Below are 7072 nucleotides of genomic sequence, written 5' to 3'. Positions count from 1 at the left end.
GATACATTTTACACAATTAATGCTTTATTTCTATGCTGCTAAAGGGATTAATTCTTGGACTTTAATGGGACAATAAGGCTCGTTTCTTCGTGCTATTCCTACAAAAATAAATGGAGGGCTTTAAACTCAGGGTTATTCATCACTAGGCTCATGGTTGCTAAATAGAGGAATCTCCGGAGTCTTGATCTACCACGCTTTGAGATGACAATCTAACCTCTCCATTTACCTGAACTTGCTTCAGCTAGATGTAATCCTGCATGACGTAATAGGGAGTTCCCGTGAGAGAATTCACTTAAATCTCCTGCCTCTCCTAATATACCGGCTAATGAGATTTCGCTTATTCCTTTAATCATTAATAGTTTTTTTGCAAATGAAATATTGTTGAGAACTTCTTTAACTTGGTGTTCAACTCTTTCGAGTTGTTTTACAGCGAGGTCATATTCCTCTAATAATTGTTCTTCTATTAGTTGATTTTGTTTGTCTTGCATTTTAAAATTCATAGTAGGACTCCTCCTTAAGAATATGAGTTAGATTGGTCTCTATACTCGTATCTTACTGAGGGGTTCTATTTTCTTCAAACCTGAAATTTAACGATCTACAGGAATGCTCTAACGCACCCCTTTACTTTAAGTACAGGACTTCACAATCTTTTTTACACCTCATTAAACTCAATCCCTAAATGTGTTGTACATGCAAAAAGACGCCTTCTTATTTAAGAAAAGCGCCCGACTGTTGAACAATGAAATATGCGAAAGATCGCTCTGCAAATACGTTCTAATTTATTTGACTAACACACCCGTTTAGCCATCCATAAAGCAGGAAAATCACCCGCTTCACCATAGAGAATGAAAAGGTTTCACACCGTCAATACTGCTTCTACGGCTGGGCGAGGAAGGTCGCTGAATTATGGTGCTTTAGGACCAATCAACGCCACCCCAAGAGGATTGCAACTTTCGCAACAGAACAATTTGGCCGAGATGATACGTATCGTGCATCATGATATTGCTGAGTAAACGCTCAATAGAGTACCTGTTAGCTGCATACGGAGCTTTTAACTTTTCATCGTCAAGGTCCGCAATGACCGTTTTTAATTTATTCATGACTTCATTAAGGCGCTGCACTGTCTGGGCCCACCCAATTTCGTCTTCTGGATCCCCCGGATTTCCAAAGGTTTCTTCATTTTCTTCTGCCTTATGCGGATTCTCTGTGCCCTTAATTCGATGGATTACGTCTTCATTCCAAAATATCAAGTGGTTGACAATCTGCCATATCGAATTGCTGATTCCCGAACTTGTCCATGCTGCCTCAGCTGCGATGACTCCATGAAGCGCCTGATCCATGGATGCAAACCAATCATTCTCATGACAATGCATGTCGAGTTGTTCTAAAAACATTTTGGTTACAACTTGCATACAACCAATCTCCTCACTGTTTAGTGTAATCTTTCAAAGTTAAAAGACAAGAAAAAATCTGACTATAGTATAAATTAATCGGTCCTAAAAAGGTAAAAACCAAATCCAAGTGGTCCCTTCCATATTGGACATACCTTTCTCTCCAGCTTCTAATTCTCTCCAACATGGCAGGGTAATCTGAAATTTCCGGGTGACGATAACAATAATCCTTAATCAAATTCGAAAAAAGCCATTCATACGCATAAAATAACCTTCATTTTCGACTGTCGGCCATATAACGAAAAAATATTCTCAATGAAATACTCCATTCTTTTATTTTGAGAATACAACAAAACCATGATCACTATGACTTATTCGGCTCATCCAGCTTTTATTCCTTCATCATGACAAATAAAGTACCCTATCGGGCAGACCTTTTTAAGTGTCTACTCTATAGGGTACATTTTATTTTTCTGGTTGACCTGTTGGCTAAACGACAAACCTGGCCTTTGATTTTATAAGTGGCTTAATTCATATAATGCTTTGGCATAGATGGCTGTCGCTTTGATTAAATCATCGATTTCTATAAATTCATCAATTTGGTGAGAGCTATCTACCTTACCAGGGAAAAGCGCACCGTAAGCCACTGCATTTTTCATTAACGCTGCATATGTTCCCCCGCCCGATGTTAAAAGTGTGGGTTCATCCCCTGTAATCGATTGATAAGCCGATTGTAGTGTTTTAATCATTGGATGATCGGCAGGGATAAAATGTGTAGAGAATTGTTGCGCATCAGCGATTGTAAAATGGCAGGTCTCAGCTTTTTTCGTGATCATTTCAATGGTATGTTGGTAATCATTATTTAATGGGAATCGAATGTTCAACTGAATTGAGCCACCAGCTGTATGATTGTAATTAAAAATGCCGGCATTAACCGTTAAAGGTCCGAGCACATCTTCACTGTATTGGATTCCCAACTTTTTCCCAAAAGGATCTCTATATAGGCTGTTTTCGGCAAATGTGATAAATGATTGGTCACTACCCGCAAAGCTTAATGAGTTTAAGAAATGCAGGCACTCCAGTCCGGCATTCACTCCATTTTGCGGTTCCATACCATGCACGGTTTTACCGTAAAGGGTTAAAGTAATCGTTTCATCAGACTTGCTGACCTCTCCATGCAGCCCCTGTTCCGTACAATATGTTTTAAAACGATTCACAAGTTCCTCAAATTGTTTCGTTTTAATTTCAGCAGCGGCTTTTCCAGGTACCATGTTTCCCCTGTCACCCGAAGAAAAGTTAACTAAAATAGTCCCATGTTTTTCTTCTTCACTGCCACTTAAAGTCAGTTTCACGTTAATTTGCCCTTTTTCGGCGTACACCATCGGAAATTCATTATCAGGAGAAAAACCGTAAGTTGGCGCGGGTTCTACGTCAAGATAATGTTTCATACAGCGCATACCGCTTTCCTCATCTGTGCCATAAATCATGCGGATCTTCCTTCTTAAAGGAAGGCCAAGGCATTTCAATATCTTTAACGCATAAAATGCAGCCATTCCCGGTCCTTTATCATCAATGGTACCGCGGGCATAGAGCTTTCCTTCTCGAATAGTTGGTTCATAAGGTGGTGTTGTCCATTCTCCAGGAGCAGGAACCACGTCGACATGGGCAAGTACCCCAATATAATCTTCAGACTCTCCCCATTCAGCAAACCCGGCAAAGCCGTCTAAGTTTTTTGTTTTAAAACCCTCATTTTTGGCTAATGCCAAAACATAATCCAATGCTTCGCCAATCTTTTCCCCCATTGGATTTTCGGGAGTACTCGTTGTTAAATCCTTAACACTCGCAATACGCAATAAGCCTTCCAAGTCCTTTAAAAGATCATCTTTTCTTTTTTCCACTTCTGCCAGCCAATTGATTTCCATTACAACCTCAACTCCCTTCTCAATTATATTAATTTTATCAAACTGAATGTATAAATAATCCTGATTAAATAGAAGATATCAAAATGGTTAATTCGGCCTTATAACGATTCACCCAAGGTTAACCTAATGAGTCTTCTTCATCCTTCTCTACTAACCTGCCAGTTTGTTCAATAGGAACTCAAAAAAAAAAGGCGGTTAATCCTGCTGGATCCACGCTCACCGTTAGCTCAACAATCAGTTTAACAATAAATCAATATTTCTTCCCGATTACTGAGCCGTTAGTTTAAATACAAAACCTTAAAACACATATTTTCATTCGTAAAGATAATTAATTAAATATTCTGTACTTTATTAAAGTACTCACATATAATTGTTATAACAAATGTCAAGGAGGAATTTTCCATGCGAAAAATGATTAACTCATCCGTTCAAACATATAGGGGTGTAACACTTTCTTAATTGTTTACGGTGTACCCCCTAATATGTGTTTATTTAAATAACACAAAAAGGGGTAACTTATGGATTTTCCAATAAAAAAATTTTTCTCGTATTACAAACCATATGTAAAGTTGTATCTTACAGTATTAACTTGTGCATTAATTGTCTCAGGTGTGACTTTGGTGCTCCCGCTACTTGTTCGGTATATAACGAAAGATGTTTTAGAAGGAGATTTATCGACCGCTTTACCTAAAGTTTATTGGATTGGCGTGCTAATGCTTGTTTTAGTAGCAATCCAAAATATAGCAAACTATTTTTTGGACTACAAAGGGCATAAAGTTGGGGCACGAATGGAAAGGGATATGCGTAATGAACTGTTCGCTCATATGCAAAAACTTTCCTTCAGTTTTTACGATAAAGAAAAGACTGGTCAACTCATGTCCAGGATTACTAATGATCTACTGCTGATTTCCGAGTTGTATCATCATGGCCCGGAAGACTATCTCAAATATTTAGTCCGTTTTATTGGGGCCTTTGTTATTTTATTCTTTATAAATGGCCCTTTAACAATTGTCGCTTTCTGTTTCCTACCTTTTTTAGGTGCCCTTTCCTTATATTTTAATAAGATTGAAAACAGGGCATTAAGAAGAAACAAGGAAAGGATTGGAGACGTAAACTCACTGGTAGAGGATAGTCTATCAGGAATCCGAGTTGTCCAATCATTCGCCAACGAGCAATATGAGATTGAAAAGTTCAGACGGGAAAATAATCGTTTCCTTGAGAGCAGAAAAGAATTTTACAAGGTCGAAGCCAAGTTTTACAATAGCACACAAACAATTATCCAGTTGATTACAATCACAGTAATTATTATCGGGGGTGCCAGTATTGTAAATAGCACATTGGATCTTGCCGATTTAATCACATTTTTATTGTATATCAACTATATGATTGAACCAATTCAAAAACTGACTCATATGAGTACGCAATTTCAGGAAGGAATCACTGGCTTCCAGCGATTTATGGAAATTATGAATCTACAGCCTTCAATCGAAAGCAATCGGAATGCCGTGACTCTGCCTATGGAAAAAGTACAGGGTGAAATAGAGTTCAAAAATGTTTCCTTCCGTTATGAAGATAATGCAGGCCATATCATTGAAAATATGTCTCTTCAAATACGACAGGGAGAGTATATAGCCTTGGTTGGCCCATCTGGAGCTGGAAAAACAACATTTTGCTCGCTCATCCCCCGCTTTTATGAAGTAACAACTGGAGAAGTATTACTGGATGGGAAAAACGTCCGCTCTATTGACCTTCAGTCCCTAAGAAAAGCTATAGGAATTGTACAGCAGGATGTTTACCTTTTCGGGGGAACAATATTGGAAAATATTCGATACGGAAATCCAGCAGCCAGCGATGAGGAAATAGTAAATGTAGCAAAGGATGCAAACGCTCACGACTTTATCATGAACTTGCCAAACGGATACCACACCATTATTGGTCAACGAGGAGTTAGACTTTCTGGAGGGCAAAAACAGAGAGTAAGTATCGCCCGTGTATTTCTTAAAAATCCACCAGTTCTTATATTAGATGAGGCAACTAGTGCATTAGATAACGAGAGTGAAAGCATTATCAAGGAATCACTCGAAAAGCTGGCGAAAGGGCGTACAACTATTGTTATTGCCCATCGCCTTTCAACTATCCGTAATGCTCAAAGGATCATTGTCTTAACTGAGGGTGGTATTGTGGAACAAGGCACTCACCATTCTTTACTTGAAAGCGATGGAGTTTATTCTAACCTATATTCCCGGCAGTTTGAATTAACTTTGTGATATTACAATAAATCGGCCCTTTTTCGGGCTGATTTATTTTTATCTAAGATTAAATACGCAGTTCTGTAACTCTTATTGAACTAAACTATACAGCCCGTTAGTGGAACAAGAAAAAAGATCGCCGCAGGGATCTCCATTTTAACACTTACACCTATTAGTTGAAGAATATATTTATAATCTTTTTTCCAAATAGTATTGATTATGTCCTTTAGGATGATCTTCACATATTCCTATCACTTTATATCCATACTTCTTATAGAAATCTGGAGCTTGAAAACTAAATGTATCCAATTTTATCAGACGACATTCTTTTTCAATTGCATATTCTTCTATATGTTTCATCAACTTGCTACCGTAGCCCTCGTGTCTATATTCTTCAGAAACCCATAGAAAATCAACGTGCAAGTGGTGCCAGAATGTTGTCGCCGTTACTCCTCCTACTATTTCTTCTTTTTCATTTTTCACTATAAAACTGATATTTTCCGAAGGAGTCTTTTCTTCATCTGAAAGACATTTTTGATTATATTCAATCACTTTTCTTCTTATATAATCACTATCTTCTTGTTTCCATTGCCTTATTATTTTCATTTTTATTACCTCTCTTCTTTTTTATCTATTTTATTTATTCAATTTAATAATCTAATAGTCCTTTAAACTAAAACTGCTCCGTTAGTGGAACAAGAAAATGGCATTACCCCATAGTTGAAGTAATACACCCGTTAGCTTAAGTACAATATTTCACAATCTTGCTTTCTTGGATAAAAACTATTACTAAAAGTATTATTTTAATTTGTGTAAATATACTAATTATGTAAAAAAGCTTACTCAAAGAGTAAGCTTAACCCATATAAACACTATCACAGGTTCCAGCTATTGGTTCATAAAAACAATGTTCTTTAAATTGACCAGATTGAGGTTGATCGTACCATGTAGGAGGACAACCTGGCGCCGTTGGATTAAAATACCAAAGAGCATATTTCGCAGGATGATCTCTCCAACCATCTATATTTTGTTGTGCTAATCTTCTTTCAGAAGTTCTTGATCTTTGATAAAATACATTCCCTTTTTGCACTGCTTCAAAAGAATAATTTCCTCCTTGTATTTGAAATATTACATCATGAATTGTGTTTACATCTTTGAAGTCTAAACAGGTTGCTACACACCGATTTACAATTACATTTCCTACATATAACATTCCTTGCTGTCCTTCGCCTTCTGCTTCTGCTCTCATCATTCTTGCCATTTCATCTACTTCATGACTTCTAGCCCTTACTCTTGGCATTTTCATCACCTCCCAAATTAATGTATTAAAAAAAGCCTACATTCATGACATTGTTTATATAATAAGAATGCTCATTTTTTATAGCATACAGTTTTTAAGTAAAATGAAAACTATTGCATTCTTTTTATACCTTTATCCAACTATACTGCCCAGTTCGTATTATAAGGTTAGCCAGAATGCTAAATTTTTCTGGTTGACCTTATTTATTTT

General features: G+C 37.1%; 5 protein-coding genes and 1 pseudogene. 1 reads left to right on the top strand and 5 read right to left on the bottom strand.

Annotated elements, in window-relative coordinates; all coding sequences use genetic code 11:
• Window positions 1–30: 30 nt before the first annotated feature.
• From CHI06_RS27380 to pepV, 3 genes and pseudogenes are all read right to left on the bottom strand, one after another.
• Window positions 31–458: pseudogene (locus CHI06_RS27380) on the bottom strand (transposase); the annotation flags it as partial.
• A gap of 456 nt (window positions 459–914) precedes the next feature.
• A complete protein-coding gene (locus CHI06_RS27375) occupies window positions 915–1412 on the bottom strand; it encodes a DinB family protein (RefSeq protein ID WP_095251801.1) in 498 nt (165 codons plus the stop codon).
• A 494-nt stretch (window positions 1413–1906) separates the two neighbouring features.
• Window positions 1907–3313 carry a dipeptidase PepV gene (gene pepV, locus CHI06_RS27370; RefSeq protein ID WP_095251800.1) on the bottom strand — a complete coding sequence of 469 codons (1407 nt, stop codon included), beginning with the start codon at window positions 3311–3313 and terminating at the stop codon, window positions 1907–1909.
• A 518-nt stretch (window positions 3314–3831) separates the two neighbouring features.
• Between pepV and CHI06_RS27365 the strand changes: the two genes are divergently transcribed.
• On the top strand, window positions 3832–5580 hold the full coding sequence (locus CHI06_RS27365; protein WP_095251799.1) for an ABC transporter ATP-binding protein: 1749 nt from the start codon (window positions 3832–3834) through the stop codon (window positions 5578–5580).
• A 171-nt stretch (window positions 5581–5751) separates the two neighbouring features.
• Here CHI06_RS27365 and CHI06_RS27360 read toward each other — a convergent pair whose 3' ends face one another.
• Complete coding sequence (locus CHI06_RS27360; RefSeq protein WP_095251798.1) at window positions 5752–6168, bottom strand: GNAT family N-acetyltransferase; 417 nt, start codon at window positions 6166–6168, stop codon at window positions 5752–5754.
• A 250-nt stretch (window positions 6169–6418) separates the two neighbouring features.
• On the bottom strand, window positions 6419–6862 hold the full coding sequence (locus CHI06_RS27355; RefSeq protein ID WP_095251797.1) for a cell wall hydrolase: 444 nt from the start codon (window positions 6860–6862) through the stop codon (window positions 6419–6421).
• Window positions 6863–7072 lie beyond the last annotated feature (210 nt).

This window comes from Bacillus sp. 7884-1 (assembly GCF_002272245.1).
GTDB lineage: Bacteria > Bacillota > Bacilli > Bacillales > Cytobacillaceae > Neobacillus.
Note: the sequence above shows the minus strand (reverse complement) of the source record. Positions and strands in the feature narration are given on the sequence as shown.